Source organism: Trichocoleus sp. Lan, from assembly GCF_039961855.1.
Lineage (GTDB): Bacteria > Cyanobacteriota > Cyanobacteriia > Cyanobacteriales > FACHB-T130 > FACHB-T130.
In genome coordinates this window covers 36,788-57,611 of sequence record NZ_JAMPKA010000020.1, presented here as the reverse complement: position 1 = coordinate 57,611, position 20,824 = coordinate 36,788, and the positions used below count along the sequence as shown (strand labels likewise).

The 20,824-nt window shown below is 47.3% G+C and carries 13 protein-coding genes; 7 read left to right on the top strand and 6 right to left on the bottom strand.

All coding sequences use genetic code 11. From position 1 onward, the window contains the following. Window positions 1–45 precede the first annotated feature (45 nt). Window positions 46–1,359: a HEAT repeat domain-containing protein gene (locus tag NDA03_RS18250; protein ID WP_348238779.1), complete on the bottom strand. Its 1,314-nt coding sequence runs from the start codon at window positions 1,357–1,359 to the stop codon at window positions 46–48. Between the two features lie 238 nt (window positions 1,360–1,597). After that, the gene (locus NDA03_RS18245; RefSeq protein ID WP_348238778.1) at window positions 1,598–2,719 is read right to left on the bottom strand and encodes a DMT family transporter; all 1,122 of its coding nucleotides are present in this window, start codon (window positions 2,717–2,719) and stop codon (window positions 1,598–1,600) included. A 432-nt stretch (window positions 2,720–3,151) separates the two neighbouring features. On the opposite strand from NDA03_RS18245, the gene sppA reads away from it, so the two are divergent. Together sppA and aroH are read left to right on the top strand one after the other, a co-directional pair. After that, on the top strand, window positions 3,152–3,973 hold the full coding sequence (gene sppA / locus NDA03_RS18240) for a signal peptide peptidase SppA (protein WP_190440760.1): 822 nt from the start codon (window positions 3,152–3,154) through the stop codon (window positions 3,971–3,973). Between the two features lie 81 nt (window positions 3,974–4,054). Further along, a complete protein-coding gene (gene aroH, locus NDA03_RS18235) occupies window positions 4,055–4,489 on the top strand; it encodes a chorismate mutase (RefSeq protein WP_199291973.1) in 435 nt (144 codons plus the stop codon). 57 nt (window positions 4,490–4,546) lie between these two features. On the opposite strand, the gene crtR is transcribed toward aroH, so the two are convergent. Further along, the gene (crtR, locus tag NDA03_RS18230) at window positions 4,547–5,449 is read right to left on the bottom strand and encodes a beta-carotene hydroxylase (RefSeq protein WP_348238777.1); all 903 of its coding nucleotides are present in this window, start codon (window positions 5,447–5,449) and stop codon (window positions 4,547–4,549) included. A gap of 313 nt (window positions 5,450–5,762) precedes the next feature. Between crtR and NDA03_RS18225 the strand changes: the two genes are divergently transcribed. Next, complete coding sequence (locus NDA03_RS18225) at window positions 5,763–6,602, top strand: COP23 domain-containing protein (protein ID WP_348238776.1); 840 nt, start codon at window positions 5,763–5,765, stop codon at window positions 6,600–6,602. A gap of 240 nt (window positions 6,603–6,842) precedes the next feature. Then, window positions 6,843–13,142, top strand: a complete 6,300-nt coding sequence (locus NDA03_RS18220; protein ID WP_348238775.1) for a CHAT domain-containing protein — start codon at window positions 6,843–6,845, stop codon at window positions 13,140–13,142. Window positions 13,143–13,353: 211 nt separating this feature from the next. Here the strand turns inward: NDA03_RS18220 and NDA03_RS18215 are convergent, their stop codons facing one another. Next, window positions 13,354–14,169 carry an alpha/beta hydrolase gene (locus tag NDA03_RS18215; RefSeq protein WP_190440765.1) on the bottom strand — a complete coding sequence of 272 codons (816 nt, stop codon included), beginning with the start codon at window positions 14,167–14,169 and terminating at the stop codon, window positions 13,354–13,356. A gap of 228 nt (window positions 14,170–14,397) precedes the next feature. After that, a complete protein-coding gene (locus tag NDA03_RS18210; RefSeq protein WP_190415654.1) occupies window positions 14,398–15,120 on the bottom strand; it encodes a lysophospholipid acyltransferase family protein in 723 nt (240 codons plus the stop codon). Window positions 15,121–15,529: 409 nt separating this feature from the next. On the opposite strand from NDA03_RS18210, the gene metG reads away from it, so the two are divergent. The 3 genes from metG to lptC all read left to right on the top strand — a co-directional run bounded on the left by metG (window position 15,530) and on the right by lptC (window position 19,105). Further along, a complete protein-coding gene (gene metG, locus NDA03_RS18205; RefSeq protein WP_348238774.1) occupies window positions 15,530–17,122 on the top strand; it encodes a methionine--tRNA ligase in 1,593 nt (530 codons plus the stop codon). Between the two features lie 166 nt (window positions 17,123–17,288). Further along, the gene (locus tag NDA03_RS18200; RefSeq protein WP_190415651.1) at window positions 17,289–17,897 is read left to right on the top strand and encodes an NYN domain-containing protein; all 609 of its coding nucleotides are present in this window, start codon (window positions 17,289–17,291) and stop codon (window positions 17,895–17,897) included. A gap of 38 nt (window positions 17,898–17,935) precedes the next feature. Further along, entirely contained in the window at window positions 17,936–19,105 is a 1,170-nt protein-coding gene (gene lptC / locus NDA03_RS18195; RefSeq protein ID WP_190532500.1) for an LPS export ABC transporter periplasmic protein LptC, read from the top strand. Window positions 19,106–19,243: 138 nt separating this feature from the next. On the opposite strand, the gene NDA03_RS18190 is transcribed toward lptC, so the two are convergent. Then, entirely contained in the window at window positions 19,244–20,569 is a 1,326-nt protein-coding gene (locus tag NDA03_RS18190) for a D-alanyl-D-alanine carboxypeptidase (protein WP_348238773.1), read from the bottom strand. Window positions 20,570–20,824: the final 255 nt, after the last annotated feature.

Here is a 20,824-nt window from a genome sequence, read left to right as displayed (position 1 = left end):
CTACAACGATAAACAATAAATTCAAACTCTTGTAAAGACGCTGATTTAGCGGTTTTCAGATTCCTCTGACGGATGATTAGAAGAATTTTGGGAATTTGGCAAAGCGGGCAAATTATTATCCGTGCCAGGATTCAAGCGAAGCCGATTTAACTGCCCTATCGCCCACCGCGCTGTTTCCTGAACCTCCGAATCCCGATCTTCAGCAGCGTGACGCAATAAATTGCTGACTTGACCGATCGTGTCATAAATTCTCGTCAAATCCCGAATTGCATTTTTGCGGACATCAGGGTTTTCATCTTGCAACGAGATCGCGAGTGCCCGGTTCATCGGTTTGAGGGTGCGGGTGCCAATTTGCGACAGCGCCTCTAAGATTAAGCCGCGCTGCTGAGAATCCGAGTCGATCATCAAATCCACCAAGGGCTGAATTGCTCTGGAGTCGCCGCATTGTGCCAGTTCCCAGATCGCCTTGCGTCGTTTTGTCGGATCGGCTCCCTGTAAATCTTTAATTAATTCATTAACAATATCAATTTTGGGGAGGCGAGTGGTTTCTCCTATCGCTTTTGCCTCGTTGCTTCGCAGCCGTGCTAACGGCTTCGCTTCGCTAACCGCTTCTGTTGGCTTTTGTGCGGTTGTTCTCCCGTCTAAATTGCTTTTTTCTAAATTGCTTGTTTCTGAAAGGGTCAAAGCAGAGGCATGATAGCCGTTATTGCCATTGTCATTTTCTATCGGGTGAGAATGGATATCTGCGGGATGATTGGCATCTTTAGGGTCTTCGTAGCGGCTTTCATCCGATTCCTCAGCTCCAGACTCCGGCTCTTCCTCTCTGTTGAGGTTGCCTAACCATTTCAGCAAGAAGTAAACTCCTAATCCGACCCCAGCTGATGCTGCTGCTAAACCTAATAACCACCAGAGGCGATTCCCTTCAGAACTCGGTTTAGCCGCCTTGGGTTTTGGGGTGGGAGCCGGTGAAGATTTTGCGGCTTCGGCTGCCTGAAGACGCTCTTGAGTCGTGGAACCAGCAACTCCGTCAGGCGTTAACCCGACAGATGTTTGAAATTTAGAGACGGCAACTGCTGTCGTTCGCCCATAAACGCCATCTACTGGCCCGTTGTAGTGCCCCAAACGCTTTAGTGACTTTTGCAGTTCTGCAACTTCAAAGCCTTGAGAGCCTACTTGGAGGATAGGCAAATCGTTTTTAGGGTTTGGGGAACTCGCCTGAGCCAGTTCTAGGGAGACGGGTAAACTGGGGGAAGAAGTGGCGATCGCTGACGGCAATCCTATGGAATTCTCACCCGACCTGGGGATAAAGCCCAGACATATAATCCAGGTAACTAGAAGCCATGTGGAGCGGTAGAACATAGTTTTGGGAAACCTGTCTAAGTGAATACAACCAGACAAGATCCTTTGCTGATAATTTTCTGCTTAGCTTCTAGTACCAGCATGAAGTTATTCGTTCTAAATAGTTAGCGAGCAATTCATCCCTATGTTTTGGGCGAGCGGCTCTGGGAGCAAGTGTGAATATTGGGCTGATCATAACAGAAAGTTTCAACTCGCTCTCAAATCTTAGCGGCTAACTTGTCTGTCATCCTATTCATTTCTACCGATTTTGCCAAATCTCGGTTTCGGATTCTTTCGCTTGTATTGGCAGTGATTGATAGGGTAATGGCTCGGATGGCTCTAAGAGAGAAATTTGCTCGGTTTTGCTTTCTTCTTGTGTCACCCTGGTTTCAACAGATGTAGAGGAGCGCCCGAAACGCAGGCTTTGCAATCGTACCTGTTCGGCTATCTTGTCGCGCTGATTAATTAGATAGATACTGACAAGGGTTAGACTTACTCCCAGCCATTGAAGCGGGCTGAGAACTTCAGCTAAAAGCAGATGGCCAAACACGAGAGCAAACACGGGTGTCAAAAAGGTGAGGGAACTAAGACTGGTAAGATTGCCGCTAGAGGCAAAGTAGAAGAATAAACCATAGGCGATCGCGCTCCCAAATACGGCTGCGTAGCTCAATGCTATCCAGCCAGACGTATTTAGATGCACCCACTGGTCAGATTCCCACACTTGGGAGAGTGCAAACAAAGGCAATCCGCCCAAAATCATGTGCCAGCCAGTCGCCACCACCGGATCGGCATACTGGCAAACGAAACGAATCAGCACTGTTCCGACAGCCATCGACAGCGCCGCCAGCAGCATCAGCCATTCCCCGCTCTCAAACAAGTGCGTGAAGCTAAACGAGCCAGCGATCGCGTTGCCGTGGAAAAGATTGATAATCCAATCATCCGGCAAGCCAATCAAACTAATCCCCAGCACTCCCAATGCCAACCCCAGCCAGCCCCACAGCCCGATGGTTTCTCCAAACAACCAACAGGACAGCAAAGCCACTGCCAGGGGTTGAGAGTCAATCATCACCGAACCCAACCCGGCACCCGTTCGCACTAATCCAAAGGCTAAAAAGCCTTGAAACAAAGCGCCATCAATCAAAGCAAACAAACTAATCCACAGCCACGCCCGAATGCCTTTCGGTTGAGGTTTCCCCATCAAAAAGGCCGCAACTAATACCAATACCCCAGCAGGCACCAACCGGACACCAGCCATAAACAGGGGTGTCGTGTTTGGGATAACACCCTTCATTGCCACCATCGCCGTTCCCCACAAGAAAAAGGGGGCAATCAGCAGCAAGGGTGCCAACGGAATTTTGGATTCTGTGAGTTTTAGCTGCATAAAAGTTTTTTGTGGGCGTACATGATAGAGCCAAGCCAGCACTCTTGAAGCAGGTCATCACGAGCTGTCCTTCCAGAAGTCGCAACCGGATTTATCAAAAATTTTTCCAGTTTCTTGCTCTTTTTCTGGCTGGTTGCGCGTTTATTTACTTAATTGTACTTAATATGTAGTTCTGTTAAGGCGCTTTGGCAAATTGTTGGGATGCCGACAAAAGGGTAAGTTTTTACTTGTAAGTACCTGTTAAATTCGGGGAGCTAGGGAAAACCTTTTTTCTGATAAGCTTTCAGGCTTCACCCGCAAGCCAACGAAACCGATGCAGATCGTGCAAACTAGAGAAAGAGCCAGCATTACTAGGGAAACATTTACTGTTTTGCAGGATTTGCTTCCTTCTCTAATTCGCTCATTCATTCACGATTCATCGCTTGCCTGCTCATGATCTGGCCTTTTCAGCCTAAGTTTCGTAAACAAATTGCTCGGATTGAAGTGACTGGTGCGATTGGCAGTACTACCCGAAAACAAGTTCTAGAAAGCCTGAAAACGGTTGAAGAACGAAAGTTTCCAGCATTACTGCTACGCATTGATAGTCCTGGTGGTACGGTCGGGGATTCGCAAGAAATCTATGAAGCCCTGACTCGCCTGCAAAAAAAGGTGAAAATTGTTGCCAGCTTTGGCAATATCTCCGCATCTGGAGGAGTCTATATCGGGATGGGAGCCGAACACATTGTTTCCAACCCAGGCACAATTACCGGCAGTATCGGTGTAATTCTCCGGGGAAACAACCTGGAGCGCTTGCTAGAAAAGATTGGCGTTTCTTTCAAGGTGATCAAATCGGGTCCTTATAAAGATATTCTGGCTTTTGACCGGGAACTCACCGAGCCGGAAAAGAATATTCTCCAAGACCTGATTGACGTCAGTTATCAGCAATTTGTGCAAACGGTTGCTGAGGCTCGGAAGCTGACAACCGAAACCGTTAAAAGTTTTGCCGATGGTCGCATTTTCACAGGTCAACAAGCGTTAGAACTGGGAATTGTTGACCGGCTTGGCACTGAGGAAGATGCCCGCCGTTGGGCTGCGGAACTGGTCGGTCTCGATCCCGAAAAAACGAAGTGTTACACCCTGGAAGAACGCAAACCTTTCTGGAATCGTGTGGTATCGAGCAGAGTTCAAGGGGCATCTAGTCTATCAGCTGGGATAGACTGGTTAGAATTTGAACTTTCTACCAGTGGTCAGCCGTTGTGGCTTTACCGACCCTAGTCTGAAGTTTAGATTTTAGATTATAGATGATTTAGATGATTCTGAAATCCAAAATCTAAAATTCAAAATCTCAATTATAAAATGGAGGATGCTTGCGTGGAGTGGCGAGTTCGAGCGATTCGCGGGGCAACAACTGCCTCACAAAACACGGCTGAGGCAATTCGAGAAGTGGTAGCGGAACTACTCGATGAATTAGAAGTACACAATCAACTACATCCCGATCTAATTATTAGTGCCACGTTCTCGGTAACGCGGGATCTGGATGCGATCTTTCCCGCTGCGATCGCTCGCTCTCGTCCCCACTGGGACAATGTCCCTCTGCTCGATGTCCAGCAAATGCATGTGGAGGGAGGGCTGGAGCGTTGCATCCGCTTCTTAATTCACGTCAATTTGCCAGCTTCCCATCCACCGATTTACCATCCTTATCTGCGGGGAGCTAAAAGCCTAAGACCGGATTGGAGTTTGTCTCAGGTTAGCTTATCCTCGCAGTCAACGATTCAGTCGTTTCATCGCTGAGGTTTTTTGTCATTAGTGATTCGTCCCCAGTCATTGACGAATCACTAATGACATTTATTAGCTATTTTCTAGGTTTTTAGGTGATTTGTTGTGAAAATGGATGCCTAAAAAAACGTCATATAAAAAGCTCCAGAAATTTTTTCCTTGCCAGATTCCCAGAGTTTGATAACAGCCTTTTTCATCTAAAAGGGGCTTGGTGGCGTAATAAGCATTTTGGTAGTGATACCAGGGGATGGAAGGCCACAAATGATGAATGAGGTGGTAATTTTGCCCCATGATCAGCAAATTGAGGATGGGGTTGGGGTAAACTCTGGCATTTTTCCAGCGATCGCGTTCTTGATGAGGGCGATGCGGCAAATAATCAAAAAACAATCCCAGCGCCAATCCTACCAGGGCAGAAGGGATAAACCAAAAATTGAGAATGTAGCCTAAGAATTGGTATTGAATTGAGATATAGAAAATCGTCCCGACAAACAAGCGGCTTAAGAACCATTCTAAAAGTTCAGATTTTCGCCACAGCTGCCGTTTAAAGAAAAATACTTCGTGGTATAAAAACCGCACCGGAATTAACCACAGGGGTCCGCCAGTAGAAACGTAATGATCTGGATCGTTTTCCGGGTCATTTACATGGGCATGATGCTGCAAATGAACTCTAGTAAATACTGGGAAGGCAAAGACTAACATCAGCGCACTGCCATGTCCCAGGATGGCATTGATGACTCGGTTACGATGGGCAGAATTATGACAAGCATCATGAATCACCGTTCCACAAATGTGCAAGGCGATCGTGTTTGTGATAAAGCAACACCAGTGAGGCCACTCCCAGAGCCAATAACCAAAGTTTGATAGCACAACCATCGCTACGGCGGCTAGAAACATGAGTAGCGTTGGGCTTAGGGACGCAGGCGGTTCCAGGAAATGTCTGGGAACTGTCAGCGGCTTTTGTGCCTCCAACAACATTGTTTTCTCCTTTTGAATGATTTAAGGGTTCTACGGGAACTTTGCTTCGGTTTTCCCGTCACTATGGCATCTAGGGGGGTACGTTGTGCAACATTGGATACACGATAAACAGTACCCACTGATTGACAATTTTCAAAAAACACGCTCTATTTTCCTGCCTTCTTACCCTTATTCCTACCAGGGAAGCGGGGGATTCTAGTCGTGCTTTCGTAGTATACGCTACGAAGACCGATTTATAAAGATTTATGAAATTAGCTCATTTAATTCAAATGATGCTAACGATAGTCAAAAAATATACAGGAGGATTGTTGATATGTCACCACATCTGGCTAGGTTCGCGTTTGAAGCAAAGTCCTTAGTGGTCAAAAGTGTGGCTTTATCTGCCGGTGTAGCAATTCTACTGAATAGCGGTATTGCCTTTGCCGGTTCTGTTCAGCAAGCGCAACTGCCGGGTGTAGAAGATGAGAATACTCAGACCTCGGACGGGGATGTTGTGGTAGACACCGATGGGAGTCCAGATAGCACCACTAGCTCAGGAACGGAATCAGAGAATAGTACAACTGCTAACAAGCCACGGTTTACCTGCCAGCTAACGAACAGTCAGTATATGGTGATGTATCACCCGAAAAGTCAACCCGATCAAGCTTATGCTTGGGCAACTCCCACTCCTTTAGGCGGTGGTTGGACTGCGGAGAGACGCTGTAACGAAATTAGTCGCAGATTAGAATCTTATCGACCCGATGGTCTTCAGGAAATGCGGGCATCGGTGGAAAATAACTACAACGTTGTTTGCATCACGACTCAGAAAAATCCAGACTGTCGGATTGTCCTGACTGTACCTCCCGGTGAAAATCCGCAGTTGATCCGCGATCGCGTTTTCCAAAATATCAGCATTGCTGACAGCGGACAGGTGACAGAGGGCGTCAATACCTTTGTTGGGGGTCGGGATGCTCAAATGCTCAACGATCTATTAAACTTGGGCTTATCTTCCCTCGGCGGCAGCACAAATCGCTCCAGCCGTAGGTCACAAAGCGTTAACTTGCGACCTTTCTTAGATCGAGCTGATGGTGGCACCGGCACCCAGTTGAAAGGCGGAGTGCCTATGCGCTCGAATCGAGCCAATCCTCGACTGAATCCAGGCAACTTCCGTTAAAAATTGTTGATAGGCGAGCGGGGATTCAAACCCGCGATCGCATAATCAGCACAATCAATAGAATAGAGAAGATACAAAATTGTTTGGCTTCCCAACATTGAGCCGTCTGGAAGCCAGACAATTTTATTTATTTATAGATGGCGATCGCTCTTAGGAGCTAAAACAAATAAAAGCATTCCTAACACGTTGAATCTGTCAATGTTACTTTAGGGATATTGACAACAGGGTAAGTGCATAACTATGTCAGCCGTTAGAAATATAAGGCTGTTACTGGTAGTGTTTTCACTAACAGCGATCGCTAACTCGCTTCAACCAGTACAAGCACAGCCGATTACCCCAGCGGCTGACGGCACTGGCACAATTGTTACTCCAGATGGGAATCGTCTTAACATTAGCGGCGGCACGCTTTCAAAAGATCAAGCAAATCTTTTTCATAGCTTTGAGCAGCTAGGATTAAATTCTGGGGAAATTGCGAACTTTCTTTCTAACCCTAATATTCAAAATATCTTAGGGCGTGTTACAGGTGGGAATGCTTCTTATATCGATGGATTAATCCAAGTCACGGGAGGAAACTCCAATCTGTTCTTGATGAATCCAGCGGGAATTATCTTTGGTTCCCATGCCAGCCTGAATGTACCGGCTTCATTTACCGCCACCACTGCCACAGGTATCGGTTTTGGCAGTAATTGGTTTAATGCAATTGGTGCGAATGACTACGCTACATTGGTCGGAACGCCCAGCCAGTTTATTTTTAACACTCTTCAACCAGGAAGCATTATCAATGCGGGGAATTTAGCAGTATCGGGAAATTTAACCCTGTTAGGTGGCACGGCGGTCACTACGGGGCAGATGAGGGCGACTGGGGGGCAAATTGCTGTAGTCGGTGTACCGGGTGAGAAATTAGTGCGGCTGAGTCTACCCGGCAGCCCTCTAAGTTTAGAAATTCAACCGCTACCTAGCTCAAATACAGCCGCGCTACCCTTTACTCCCCTTTCCCTGCCTTCGCTGCTAACGGGCGGAAATCTCGCGAATGCCACAGGATTAACCGTCAATAGCGATGGCACGGTACGATTGACTGCTTCTAGTGCTGAAATTGGCACACAACCGGGTACTGCGATTGCTTCTGGCACCCTGAATGTATCGGGTCAAATCGGCGGCACTGTCTATGTCTTGGGCAACCAAGCGAGTGTCATTAGTGGCAATATTAACGCTTCGGGCACCAATGGCGGCGGTGCGGTACTGATTGGCGGTGATTATCAGGGTCAAGGCAAAGTGCCAAATGCCTTACAAACATTGGTTAGCAGCGACTCGGTGATTTCTGCCGACGCACTGCACAACGGGAATGGTGGAAAAGTCATTGTTTTTGCAGATGATACAGCTAGCATTTACGGGACACTAACGGCAAGGGGAGGCATTTATTCTGGAAATGGTGGGTTGATTGAAACTTCTAGCAAACAGTTTCTCAATCTCACCAGTACGCCGGATGCAAGTGCGCCTCAGGGACTCGGTGGTACTTGGCTGATTGACCCGACCGATATCACGATTGTGAATAGTGGCGGTGGTGCGATTGGCACGAATACGGTGGATGTTGTCAATATTAATGCTGCCCTGAATACAGGCACTAGCGTCATCCTCGACACGGCAACTGCTTCTGGTTCTCCAGGTGCCGGGAATATTACTCAAAATAGCAATGCTTTTATTAGCAAGACATCTGGGGGAGATGCCGCGCTTACTTTACAAGCTAACAACAACATTATTCTGAATGGAGCGATCGCTTCCAGTAGCGGCAAGCTGAATGTCAATCTATTTGCTGATAATGACACCAACGGTAGCGGTGCGATCGCCCTCACCAATGCCACAATTAGTACAAACGGCGGCAATCTTATAGGAGTTGGGCGAGGAAATGCTACCTACACGAATGGCATTCTGCTCAACAACAGCATTATTAATGTCCAAGGCGGCAATACTAACCTGACGGGTACAGGATTTTTCAGCGGTACTGGTACTACCAGCAACGGGATTTCAATTCAAAACAACAGTGTGGTGCAATCAACCGGAACCGGAACGATTACCCTAACGGGTTCGGCGGGAAGTGGAACAAATGCAAATGACGGCATAGAAATCATCCAAAACTCTAAAGTGAGTTCGGCGAATGGAAATATTAATATGCAGGGTACTGGTAACGGAACTGGCGCTGCCAATCATGGAATTCAGGTATCCACAGGTAGCAATGTAGCATCGAATGGGACGGGGAACGTTACCCTAATCGGTACCAGTAACGGAACGGGTTTCAACAATGACGGTATTTCGATTGGCACGATTGGCAGCATCGTGCAATCCAACAGCGGGAATCTTACCCTGACAGGCACCAGCGGCACTGGGGCGGGGAGTCAGGATGGAATGGCTGTTTATGCAAGTGGCAGAGTGCGATCGCAAGCTGGAAATATTAATCTGACCGGCACTGTCAAGGGAACGGGTAGCGATAGCTACGGGATTATTATTGTCTCTGAAAGCGTCGTGGAATCTGTTGGGACAGGGGCGATTACCCTAAATGGCACTGGTGCGAGTGATGCAGCAGGGATTCTCTTACAAGACAGCGGCATTAATCCTACTGGAATTGGGGGTAGCGGTAATATCGCTCTTTCCGCGAATGAAATTAATTTTATTGACTCCACGAATCCTGGCACCCCACAAATCAAGGGCAGCGGTACGCTTCAATTGCAGCCTCTGACTTCCAGTTTGGGTATTACCATTGGCGGGACTGTCAACGACAACCGCTTAAATCTCAACACCAGCGAACTCAATTTCTTAGAAAATGGGTTTTCTCAAATCATCATCGGACGGGCAGATAGCAGCGGTGCAATTACTTTGGCTGGCAACACCACCATCTTCGATCCAGTCACCGTGCGATCGCCTGTAGGTTCCGGTTCTATAACTACGACAGGTTATACTCTCGCCGGAGATGATAACGCGACGCTTACCCTGTTAGCCAACCAAAATATCACGACTGGCAATATCATCAATTCCGGTCGTCAGATTACGCTAACCAGCTTCCTCGGCAGTATCAATACTAGTTCAGGCAAGCTTGATACTAGCGCTTATAGCGATAACGGCGGCGCGATCGCCTTGAATGCTTTCGGCAATATTACCACTGGTGATTTGAAATCTTGGTCAGTTGAAGACGATGGCGGGGATATTGTCCTCTCTAGCAAAGCAGGAAGCATTAATACTGGCATCTTAGACGCAACCACTTTTGACGGCAATGGCGGTGCGATCGCGCTGATGGCTTTTGGAGAAATTACAACAAAAACCTTGCAATCTTGGTCAGATTATGGTTTTTCTGGAGAGATTGCCCTGTTTGCCAATGGAAACATTACCACGGGCAGTCTAGATTCTCGCTCCTATGATTCTGGGATTGGGGGTGACATCACCGTTATTAGCAGTGGGGGAAGCATCACAAGTGGAGACTTATTCTCCTACTCCCAGACTAATGATGCGGGTTCGATTAACTTATTTGCCCCTCAGGGCAACATTACCACTGGTATCCTCAACACAGGCTCTTATGGTCTGAGTGCAGGCATTACGGGAAACATCACCCTTACCGCTGGTAGCAACATTAACACCAGCTACATTCATGCTTTTTCAAATGGGTATGGCAATGGGGGAAAAATTTCTCTGACAAGCTATACAGGAACGATCGACACCCAACAAGTACGATCAAATTCAAAGGGTGGTGATGGGGGCACGATCGCATTTGATGCAAAAGGCAACATTACTACCGCTGACTTGAACGCTTTCTCAAACAGTGGGGATGCTGGTGAGATTTATCTTTACAGTGACCAGGGAACTATCCAAACTGGGGCATTAGATGCAACTTCCTTGGAAGGTTTTGGGGGCGCGATCGAGCTTGAAGCCAATGGCAACATTACCACCAGTAAGGTGGAATCTTGGTCAGTTGATAACGATGGAGGTGATATCTCTATCTACAGTAACCAGGGAGCCATTAGTACCGGGTTGTTAGATACAACTTCCTCTGAAGGCTACGGGGGATTTGTCACCCTTGAAGCCAGTGGCAATATTACGACAGGTAACGTGGAATCTTGGTCAGTTGATAACGATGGGGGTGATGTCTCTATCTACAGTGACCAGGGAGCCATTAATACCGGGTTTTTAGATACAACCTCCTCTGAAGCCTACGGGGGATTTGTCACCCTCGAAGCCAATGGCAATATTACGACAGGTAACGTGGAATCTTGGTCAGTTGATAACGATGGAGGAGCGATCGCTGTTTCTACCAGCGGTGACATCACGACTGGCACTTTAGATTCTGGCACTTATGGTTTCGGCACGGGGGGTGGCATCACCCTCACGAGTAATACTGGAAAAATTTCACTTTTAGAGGTGTATTCTGACTCTCAGTATGGCGATGCAGGGGCGCTCAACTTTTCTGCCAAGGGCGACATTACCACCAGCAATTTGAATGCAAGATCTTATAGTGGTTTTGGCAAAGGCGGCGACATCACGCTGATATCAGGAACGGGAGGCATCAGCACTGGATCGGTCATTAACGCCTCGACAACCTTTACGGGGGGTGCCATAACCTTTTCTGCCACCGGGGACATCACCACCGGCAATCTAGAATCTTACTCGCAGAGTGGGAATGGGGGAGCGATCGCGCTCAACAGCACTACGGGATCGATCGATACTGAAAAGTTGTCTTCTTACTCGCAGAGTGGGAATGGGGCAGCGATCGGCTTAAGTGCTAACAACGGCAACATTACTACCCGTACCATCAATGCCCAAAGTCTGGGAAGTGGCACTGGCGGAACTGTTAATATTACTGCTGGTAAATTCTTTCGGGCTACAGGCACGTTTACAGACCGCAATAGCCTAAATTCCAGTATTTCGACCGCTGGTGGAACCAACGGCGGTGACATCACCATCCGTCACAGTGGCAGCACGACAACTCCCTTCGTCGTTGGGGATGCCACCATCAATGGGACAGCTGGATCGATAACCAGTGGGGCAACGAATACGATTGCCACAATCTTTTCAGTACCCGTACCGCCGGACACTTACATCCAGGGCAACATTAAAATCATCACCTTCAGCCCTACTCCCGATTTTATCCCTGCTCAAACCCCCTCACTGCCCGTCGAAATCCCACAGCAAGAAGCATCACAACCGCAGGAGACTACTTCGCTTTCCCCTCCAGCCAATACCAGTCAGTCCTTGGTTGAAGTTGATTCTGCGTTGGCTCAAATTGACGAACCCTTCACCCAGGAATATGAACAATATCTAGGCGTAAGCGATACCCCCACAAGGAGCCTTTCCGATGCCCGTAGTACCCTGCGAAGCATTGAAGCATCTAGCGGTATCAAAGCGGCACTCATTTACGCTGTTTTTACTCCCACAACTGCGGTAGCAAATGAGGCAAAAAGCCCATCTTCCTCAATTGATCATTCCATTAATCCTGACAGCCTAGAACCGCAAAAAACGGAAAATTATCAAGATCAGCTGGAACTCGTACTAGTGACGGCAGATGGACAACCGATTCGGAAAAGAGTCACAGGCGCAACCCGCCAAAAAGTTCTCAAACTTGCTAACCAATTCCAGACGCAAGTGACCAACCTTAAAAGCGCTCGTGGCTACCTAGCATCCTCTCAGCAGATGTATCAATGGCTGCTAGCACCGCTAGAGAAAGATCTGCAAAGACTCGATATTCAAAATCTTGTCTTCCTCATGGACGAGGGTCTACGCACGATCCCCATCGCTGCTCTCCACGATGGTAAAGGGTTTATCCTTGAGCGCTACAGCGTTGGTTTGATGCCCAGCCTTAGCCTCACCGATACTCACTACCAGAGTTTGAAAAATGCTCAAGTTTTGGCAATGGGCATCTCAAAATTTACGGATAAAAATCCTTTACCAGCAGTACCAAGGGAATTATCAGCAATCGTCCCCTATCTGTGGAAAGGCAAGTCCTTTCTCAATGAGGATTTTACGCTAAAGAATCTGAAGGCGCAGCGTCAACAACAGCCGTTTGAGATTGTACACCTGGCAACTCACGGAGAGTTTAATTCAGGTTCTCCCAGCAACTCCTACATTCAGTTATGGGACACCAAATTGCGACTCGATCAGTGGCGGGAACTGGGTTGGGACAACCCACCAGTAGAGCTATTAGTGCTGAGTGCTTGTCGCACAGCAGTGGGGAATGAGCAGGCAGAGTTGGGCTTTGCGGGATTAGCGGTGCAAGCAGGGGTGAAATCGGCGTTGGCAAGTTTGTGGTACGTCAGCGATGAGGGAACTCTAGGACTAATGGCAGAATTCTACGAGGAACTAAAAACAGCTCCGATTAAGGCAGAGGCGCTACGTCAATCTCAGTTAGCGATGCTCAGGGGGCAAGTGCGACTGGAAGGAGGAAAGTTACGGACTCGCAATGGGGATATCTCTTTGCCACCCCAATTGCTAGGAATCGGAAATCAAGTCCTCTCCCATCCTTATTACTGGTCTGCTTTTACAATAATTGGCAATCCTTGGTAAAAGCAAATGACTCATCACAAAGTAGACGAACTGAATTGTTTTTAGGATAAGTTTTCCTGCCGCTCTACCCATCAAACCCGTTTGAGTATTCAGTTTTGGACTTCAAACAGCAGGCTCTTAATGTGCAGAACAAATAGACACGAGGTCGGTTCCCAGCGTACAAAATGACAAGCTTTTATTCAATTCATATCTCCTGCTGAATGACGGATCGCTAAGAAACCGCCAATAGGGAAACTTTATCCCGACTTTCTAAAAAATTTTCAGCTTTCATAATTGCGTAGAGGTTGACATCAGCTTCTAAAAGACAAGCATGACCGCTCTTCGGCAGTATGACCATTTCCGCGTCGGGTAGGCAAGAAGCTAAGCGCTGAGCTTCACTTACAGAGGGCAGTAGTCGGTCTGTACCTCCGGCAATCACCAGGGTAGGTTGGGTGATGCGACGTAATTGAGAAGCATCAACATCAAAATCTCTGATGAGGGACAGTCGCCAAAGGACAGTTTTTGGGGGTACGGAGTGGATAGCGTCTAGAAGGGCGCGGCGATCGCGCGGTGCAACCCGTTCTAAATGAGCTAAAAACGGCAATAACCACACCGATCCCACTCGGTAGAGGACTTCCGGTATCCAGCCGCTCACCAGCGATCCCCAAGCTAGCAGAGGTCGCTGATTAAAGGAAGAAGCGGGGTTGATCAAAATAATTCGGTCAAATAGTTCGGGCGATCGCAGCGCTACTTTCATCGCCAAACAGCCCCCAAATGACTCGCCGCACAGATAAACTGACCGATTAGGTTGTTTTTCTACTTCTGCTTCAATCAGCGCTACCACTTGATCGGTTAGATCGTCCCAGCTGGTTAAGTCATCGGCTGGGATGACCAAACAACGGATATCAAAGGCTGCTTCTAACCCCTCGGTCTGCGCTCGCAACAATTGACCCGTGCCATCCATGCCTGGAAGGAACACGAACAGCGGGCAGTCTGGATTAAACAGCCTGGGGGTGAGAAAACAAGGATGGCTTTTTACGTCTGGCATTTCGTAATGTCCATTTAAAAACAACAGGTCAAAAATTTATTGCTTTCTTTGGGGCGGATGCGAACGATTCGAGGACTCAAGACACTTCGGTGAAAAACTAGGCAAGTCTAAATTCTTGAAGGCGAAGGTTACTGAGAGCGGACTTTGCCCATTTGCCTACCCTTAAGCCATCTACCTGTAGACGTAGGTATTAATTCTTATTCTATGGCAGACTCCCATCCTTGCGAACTAATACCAAACTTGACGAAGTAAACCAGCAATTTCTTCCTGACAGTAATTGATAAGACTGGCAACAGCAGTTTTGGCTTGTTTTCCTTGATATTGTTCCCGCACTTGAGACGTAATCCAACAGGGACGCCCAATTAGGATGCTAGATCGACGGTAAACGACCATCGGATGCCAGCCTGCCTGTTTAAATAGGGGTTCGGAAGGGTCAAATAAACTTAATAATCGCAGAGGGATTGCCGAGTTATTTGTTTCTTCCTGGGATGCGATCGCCACGGGTAAAATTGCCAAATTTTGCACCGGCGCTCGCAAAGCTAAATGAGCAAATCCCCGATGAAAGGTTTTCATTTCATTCGGCTGGGTTAGGCTTACCATCGGTTGGGCACCTTCTGGAAATATCCCAACCACCTGCTGGGACTGCAACAGGCTAATTGCTTTGTTAAAGAAATCTTGCTGACGGTGTTCTGGCGTCTCCAAAGGGAAACAACCCAGCTGATTGACAATCTCCCGCATCACGGGCACTTGTCCCATGTAGTGATGACAGGCAAAGCGAATCGGACGATTTAAAGCTGCCATCAGGATTGGCGCATCCATGACGCTGCGATGATTGCTCACCACTAAAACGCCACCTTCTTGAGGAACGCGATCCTGATGGTATATATACATCTGCGTTCCCAATGCCTTCATCAGCAAGCGAGAAATCTGTAATGGGTTATCTGAAGACATGCTTTCTATAGGCTTTCTTGCAGGAAGCGCGATCGCTACAGTCAACAGGCAATCGGCTTGATTATAAATGGCTAGAGTCTAGAGGTAGACTGAATCTTGACTCTTGAGTTCATTCTCCACTTTTTACCAAGCCTGGACTTTATTCGTTGAGCAGATGCGATCGATCGCCCCATAACTTAACTTTTCTTAATACAATTATTAACGTAACTTCCTCACCTATACGAATCTCTCAGGGTAGAAATCGCTGGTAAAGATTTTTTACGATTTTAATTTTGTCAAGAAAAAGTAACATTTTATACTTATATTTCCCGGAGCTAAGTGGAACTCTCAAGACAAGATAACGAAAAGATACAAAATTGCAGCCCGAAGTATATGATCAAAAGCAAGAAAGGGGTTGTTTTTTATATTTATGAGTGCTAATCATACAAGTAAAAATTCATTTGCAATTACTACACCACTGTATTATGTGAACGACGTACCCCACATTGGCAGCGCTTATACAACAATGGCGGCGGATGTGGTGGCTCGGTTTGAACGGCTCCGGGGAAAGTCTGTGCTGTTGATTACCGGCACGGATGAGCATGGGCAGAAAATTCAGCGCACAGCAGAAACCAAAGGGCTTTCACCGCAAGCTCACTCGGATGAAATTGCGGCTGGATTCGATGTCCTTTGGCAAAAACTCAATATCCAGTACGATCGGTTTATCCGCACGACGAACTCTCGCCATCAAGCTATTGTTAAAGAGTTTTTCCTGCGCGTCTGGGAAAAAAACGACATTTATTTGGGGCAACAAAAGGGCTGGTATTGCGTCTCCTGCGAGGAATTCAAAGAGGAACGCGACCTTCTAGAAGGACACCACTGCCCCCTCCACCCCAACAAAGAAGTCGAGTGGCGGGATGAACAAAACTACTTTTTTCGCCTCTCTAAGTACCAAAGCCAGCTGGAAGACTTATATCGCCAGCAACCAGATTTTATCCAGCCAGAAATTCGCCGCAATGAAGTTTTGAGCTTTGTCAGTCAGGGGCTTCAAGATTTCTCCATTTCGCGAGTGAATTTAGACTGGGGCTTCCCTATACCCGTCGATCCCAGCCACACCATCTATGTCTGGTTTGATGCCTTGCTGGGCTATGTCACGGCGTTGCTCGAACCAGATAGCGAACCGACGCTAGAGAATGCTTTATCCAAGTGGTGGCCGATTAATATGCACCTGATTGGTAAAGACATTCTGCGGTTTCACGCGGTCTATTGGCCTGCCATGTTAATGTCAGCGGATCTGCCGCTACCCGCTCGAATATTTGGACATGGCTTCCTGACAAAAGACGGGCGAAAGATCAGTAAAACGGTTGGTAATACGATCGATCCCATCGCTTTAGTCGAACGTTACGGAGCTGAGGCTATTCGTTACTATTTTCTCAAGGAGATTGAATTTGGGCAAGACGGAGATTTCAACGAAACTCGGTTTATCAATATCCTCAATGCTGACTTAGCAAACGATCTGGGCAATTTACTCAATCGGACGATGAACATGGCAAAGAAATATTGCAATGGCATCGTGCCTGACTGCTCAGCTGAAAACATCCCCGCAGATAACACAATTAAAGCAATTGGCCTTAGTTTAGGCGATCGCGTTGCTCAAGCTTATGAATCTCTGGCGTTTAGTGATGCGATCGCAGATATTTTCACTCTAATTCGAGCCAGCAACAAATTTATTGACGATCAAGCTCCTTGGACTTTATATAAGCAAGGGCAACAACAGGCCGTCGAACAAGTCCTGTATGCGGTTCTAGAATCTGTTAGACTAGCAGCTTATCTGCTATCACCGATTATTCCTACCATCAGTAGTGACATTTACCAACAGCTAGGTTTTTCAATTGACTTTAATAACAAAACGTTAATAGATGTTTCGGCTGCGTTTTCCGCTCATGCCACTTGGGGAACACTAACTGCAAGACAAGCTTTAGGTGAAGCCAGACCTGTTTTTCCAAGGCTGGAACTCCCCTGAAGAGTTTCGTCTTAGTAGCTAATAGCTGTTGGCTGTTGGCGGATTGACCATCGGGTGCTGATACATACAAAAGTAAAAACTCTGGTACAGACCGCTCTCTCAAAAGCTAAAAGTTCATCAAAATCGCTAATTGCTTTTTTCATAAAAAAATCGAGGCATAACAATCATGTTGAATAATTTCAGCAGTAACGACTCTGTATTTACTCCAGAACAGGTTTTAGAAAATCGCGGTCGTGTAGCCATTTTTATCGATGGATCAAATCTATTTTATGCAGCACTACAGCTCGGTATAGAAATTGATTACACCAAGTTGCTGTGCCGCTTAACCGCTGGATCTCGCTTGTTACGCTCTTTCTTTTACACCGGCGTCGATCGCACGAATGAAAAACAACAGGGTTTTCTGTTGTGGATGCGTCGCAATGGATACCGAGTCATTGCCAAAGACTTGGTACAGCTGCCGGATGGCTCGAAAAAAGCCAACTTGGATGTGGAAATTGCTGTCGATATGATGGCTTTAGTGGGGTCTTACGATACCGCTGTTCTCGTCAGCGGGGATGGGGATTTAGCTTACGCTGTGGATGCCGTTAGCTATCGGGGTGTCCGAGTGGAAGTGGTCAGTTTGCGCTCCATGACCAGCGATAGTTTAATCAATGTATCAGATCGATACATTGACCTGGATAGCATCAAAGAAGATATCCAAAAGACGCCCAGACAAAATTATACTTACCGTCCACTGTCGGGCATTGGCTTTATGGATGACCAAGAAGATAGATAACGCAACCTAAGAAATAAAGACATAAATAGGCAATAGAAATGAAAAAAGTAGCTCCTCGCAAAAAATTATTTCTTTTGCCTATTTATTTTTTATTATTCACTTTTTTAGTTAGTGCTTGTAATACTGAAAAACGCACGGAAAAAAAATTGCAGAAAGATACTGCTTCCGTGACAGATTTTGAGGGGAGTTTAGTATTCCAAAATGTGACTCTGGATCAGGCAGATGAGAAGGGACAACCTTTGTGGAAAGTGAAGGCAAAGCAGGCAGTTTATACCAAAGATAAGAAAGCTGCTCGCATCCAAAATCCTAGCGGGGATTTGTTCCAAGATGGAAAAATGATTATGCAAATCACCGCAGATAGTGGCGAAGTTCAAGAGGATGGTAAAAAAATCTTTCTGAAGGGTCAGATTGTTGCCACAGACCCTCGGAATGGGGCAGTTTTAAAAGGGAATGAATTAGAGTGGCGACCAAAGGAAGACGTTGTGATCGTGCGTCAAAATCTCGTCGGCACCCATCAAAAGATGGTGGCAACAGCGAAGGAAGGACGATATTTTAGTCGGTCGCAGCATATGGAATTATTGGGTCAAATTGTCGCAACATCGAAAGACCCAGCGGTACAAATGAGAACCGAGCATTTAGTGTGGCAAATTCCCCAGCAGATGGTAGTTGGCGATCGCCGCATCCAGATTGACCGCTACACAGGCAATCGCGTGACAGAGCAAGCAGCAGGAGATTCTGGTCAGGTAAACCTGAAAACGAAGATGGCAACGCTGACAAAGAATGTTCAGATGACTTCTTTAGAGCCGCCGGTGCAAATCGCTGGAAATTCTGTCACCTGGAACTTAGACACACAAATGGTTACGTCAGACCAACCCGTGAAAGTGGTGCATCAGCAGCAGCAAGTGACGCTGACGGGGAACCGGGGTCAGGTAGATCTGAAGGGAAAAGTGGCTCGTCTGGTTGGTGGCGTCCAAGGCGTTGGCAGTCGGAATAAATCCCAACTTTACGCCAATCAGGTGACTTGGAATATTCCGACTGAAGAATTTGATGCTCAAGGCAATGTAATTTATCATCAACAAGTTGACCCGCCGCTGCACTTGACGGGTTCCAGAGCAGTCGGTAAGTTTCAAGGTCAAACGGTTGTTGTCACGGGTGGCGGTGGTGCTAGCGGTGGTAGTAGCCGGGTGGTGACGGAAATTATTCCTTGAATCGGTAAGCGAGGGTCATAATAACCAAAATGGTATAGCAATCCTATTTGAGTTGTGAGATGCCAGTGGTTGAGATCCCCGCCTTCTTGGAAAGTCGGGGATCTTGCCTTCACGAATCATTAGGAGTGCTGTGCGATATTATCGTCGCGCTTGAAAATCTGAGAGAATTTCATTGCGACTGGCGTCACCGAGAAATCCAGCAATATCAGCTCGCCCAGTGCTAGGAAGAATCGCTGCTGGTAGAGTGGGGGGAACGCCCCATCGTTGCACCAGTTTTTGAAGTATTTGGTCTTGCTGTTTTCTAAAACCATCGACATCACCACCCCGGTTGATGATCGCAAAGCAAACCAGACCGCGATCGCGTGTCGGCATTACCCCAGCAAGGGCGCTGACATCGCGCAGGGTGCCAGTTTTGATAATCGTGCCTGTGGGGATGTGGCGAGATACCATCGTTCCCCGGCGATCGCGTCCCGATATCGGGAAGAGGTCAGCTACCGTTAGCTGATGGGGTTGTAAAGAACTTTCGATCGCCGTTAGCATGCCGCAAACAGCGCGGGGCGAGATGCGATTTTCTACCCCTAACCCAGAGCCATTTACCAGTTGAACTTCTTGTTGGGGGACACCGGCAGACGTAGCCCCCAACTGAGCGACGGCAGGTGCCCCCCCAAGGGCTTTTGCCAGCATCTCTGCCATGTCGTTGTTACTGTAAATGTTCATTTCCTTGAGGATTTGTGCCAAGGACATTGAGCGATGACGCAACAACAAAATCTGCTTGGGAATTGCAATTGACGAAACTTTGACCGAACCCGCGATCGCAATTTGTGGTTTTGGCGTTCCTGGGGGCATTAAGTTGTATAGATATTGGGCATCTCTGGGCCACGAGGTGGGGTTAAATGCTTGTTTGAGCATCTGACCCGCCATATAAGGGTGGGATTGGTAATTCATGTAAAAATCGCCCACAATCACCAAATTGCCGTTGATGCGGCGGATGCCCCGTTTATTTAAAGCATTCCCCAGAGCGATCGCTTCTTCCCACACGAAAAAGGGATCGCCACTGCCATTAATCACCAAATCTCCCTGCAAAATTCCATTTCTCACAGGTCCGGTCGTGCCAATTGAGGTTTCAAACTGATGGCCTGGACCCCAAGTCTCCAACGCAGCAGCAGAAGTCGCAATCTTGGTCAAAGAAGCTGCCGGTAAGGGAATATTTCCCTGATGAGTTGCCAAGGGCATAGAACCCGACTGAATCCACACCCCTTGAGCCGCCTCCCCCATGCCTTTAGCGCTCCAGCCCTTCAAATATTGCCGCATGGTGTTTTCAGCTACCGGATCGGTCGCCATCGATAGGGAAAACAAAGGAACTCCCCGCCACGCAGCCAGTTGGGTAGTATCTATCTCTGTTGTTTTTACCCCAGCCATATTCATCCACAGCGCTACCAATCCAGAGCCAAATAATTGCAACATTCCTCACTTTCCTTTATTCACTAAACAAAGAGCCTGCCGGATGTGCAAGCTATAAAAAAAGCCCAAGGCGGAAATTGCTTCCGCCAGAATGAAGATATTTTTTCGGGAGTTCGCGTATAGGTAAAGCACAAGCAGGGACAAGGAATGAGTAATCGGTGAGCAAGCAAAAATGGATAAACTCTCCCGTGGGACAACTAGTTCTCTATCTTTACCTATTTAGGAGTACCATTTTTTTCAGCATTCTTTTATTTATCC

What these genes read in the sequence shown, in the direction of transcription:
- NDA03_RS18250 (WP_348238779.1), bottom strand. Translation starts at nt 1,359, where the DNA reads ATGTTCTACCGCTCCACATGGCTTCTAGTTACCTGGATTATATGTCTG.
- NDA03_RS18245 (WP_348238778.1), bottom strand. Translation starts at nt 2,719, where the DNA reads ATGCAGCTAAAACTCACAGAATCCAAAATTCCGTTGGCACCCTTGCTG.
- sppA (WP_190440760.1), top strand. Translation starts at nt 3,152, where the DNA reads ATGATCTGGCCTTTTCAGCCTAAGTTTCGTAAACAAATTGCTCGGATT.
- aroH (WP_199291973.1), top strand. Translation starts at nt 4,055, where the DNA reads ATGGAGGATGCTTGCGTGGAGTGGCGAGTTCGAGCGATTCGCGGGGCA.
- crtR (WP_348238777.1), bottom strand. Translation starts at nt 5,449, where the DNA reads ATGTTGTTGGAGGCACAAAAGCCGCTGACAGTTCCCAGACATTTCCTG.
- NDA03_RS18225 (WP_348238776.1), top strand. Translation starts at nt 5,763, where the DNA reads ATGTCACCACATCTGGCTAGGTTCGCGTTTGAAGCAAAGTCCTTAGTG.
- NDA03_RS18220 (WP_348238775.1), top strand. Translation starts at nt 6,843, where the DNA reads ATGTCAGCCGTTAGAAATATAAGGCTGTTACTGGTAGTGTTTTCACTA.
- NDA03_RS18215 (WP_190440765.1), bottom strand. Translation starts at nt 14,169, where the DNA reads ATGCCAGACGTAAAAAGCCATCCTTGTTTTCTCACCCCCAGGCTGTTT.
- NDA03_RS18210 (WP_190415654.1), bottom strand. Translation starts at nt 15,120, where the DNA reads ATGTCTTCAGATAACCCATTACAGATTTCTCGCTTGCTGATGAAGGCA.
- metG (WP_348238774.1), top strand. Translation starts at nt 15,530, where the DNA reads ATGAGTGCTAATCATACAAGTAAAAATTCATTTGCAATTACTACACCA.
- NDA03_RS18200 (WP_190415651.1), top strand. Translation starts at nt 17,289, where the DNA reads ATGTTGAATAATTTCAGCAGTAACGACTCTGTATTTACTCCAGAACAG.
- lptC (WP_190532500.1), top strand. Translation starts at nt 17,936, where the DNA reads ATGAAAAAAGTAGCTCCTCGCAAAAAATTATTTCTTTTGCCTATTTAT.
- NDA03_RS18190 (WP_348238773.1), bottom strand. Translation starts at nt 20,569, where the DNA reads ATGTTGCAATTATTTGGCTCTGGATTGGTAGCGCTGTGGATGAATATG.